Here is a 1,084-nt window from a genome sequence, read left to right on the forward strand (position 1 = left end):
GGGGCTGGCGGTCGCCGGGGCGACGCTGCACGGGGTCGGGCTGCCGGCCTGCGTGGCCACCGCGGAGGCCGCCGCGCAGCGGATCGCGGCGCACCTCGCCGAGTGAGTGCTCTCACCTGACCCGTGGCGGCGACCGGACCGCCGCGGTGACAGGATGGACGTATGGCGCGGGTCAACTACAACGAGCTCAACGACACCATCCGGTACACGACCTGGTCGGTCTTCCGGATCGAGCCCGGCAGGCTGGGCGAGGACCGCGGGGCCGCCGGCCGCGAGACGACCGAGTACCTCGACGGCCTGGAGGCGAAGGGGGTCGTCGTCCGGGGGGTCTACGACGTGTCCGCGCTGCGTGCCGACGCCGACTACATGATCTGGTGGCACGCCGAGGAGATCGAGCAGGTCCAGGCCGCCTACTCCGGCTTCCGGCGGACCCCGCTCGGGCGCGCGTCGACGCCGGTCTGGAGCCAGACCGCGCTGCACCGGCCCGCGGAGTTCAACAAGAGCCACATCCCCGCGTTCCTCGCGGGGGAAGAGGCGCGCAAGTACATCTGCGTGTACCCGTTCGTGCGGTCCTACGAGTGGTACCTGCTGCCGGACGCCGACCGCCGCAAGATGCTGGCCGACCACGGCAAGGAAGCCCGCGACTACCCGGACGTGCGCGCCAACACCGTCGCGTCGTTCGCGCTGGGCGACTACGAGTGGATCCTCGCCTTCGAGGCCGACGAGCTGCACCGGATCGTCGACCTGATGCGCCACCTGCGCGGCACCGAAGCGCGGCTGCACGTGCGGGAGGAAATCCCGTTCTACACCGGCACGCGCGTGCCGCCCGCCGAGCTCGTCGCGGCTCTCCCGTAGTGCGCGAGGCAGTCGAGGGCGCCTGGCGGGCGCTCACCGGTTCGGCGCCGGGCCCCTTCGAGCTGACCGGCACCGAAGACGTGCTGCCGGGCCCGTACCGGGTGGCGGCCGCGGCGACGGCGTCGATCGCGGCGGCGACCCTCGCGGCAGGCGAACTGCTGAAGCAGCGCGGGATCGAGCCCGGCGTCGTCACCGCGGACACGCGCCACGCGGCGGCGGCGTTCCACAG

1 protein-coding gene and 1 pseudogene are annotated in these 1,084 nt (G+C 73.2%); both read left to right on the plus strand.

The annotated features are described in order from the left end of the window. Positions 1-162: 162 nt before the first annotated feature. Positions 163-855, plus strand: coding sequence for a hydrogen peroxide-dependent heme synthase (hemQ, locus tag G3I65_RS18955; protein ID WP_160697290.1), 693 nt, complete (start codon positions 163-165; stop codon positions 853-855). Then, positions 855-1,084: pseudogene (locus G3I65_RS18960) on the plus strand (carnitine dehydratase); the annotation flags it as partial. The gene hemQ and the pseudogene G3I65_RS18960, both read left to right, overlap by 1 nt.

This window comes from Amycolatopsis sp. SID8362 (genome assembly GCF_010550475.1).
Taxonomy (GTDB): Bacteria; Actinomycetota; Actinomycetes; order Mycobacteriales; family Pseudonocardiaceae; genus Amycolatopsis; species Amycolatopsis eburnea.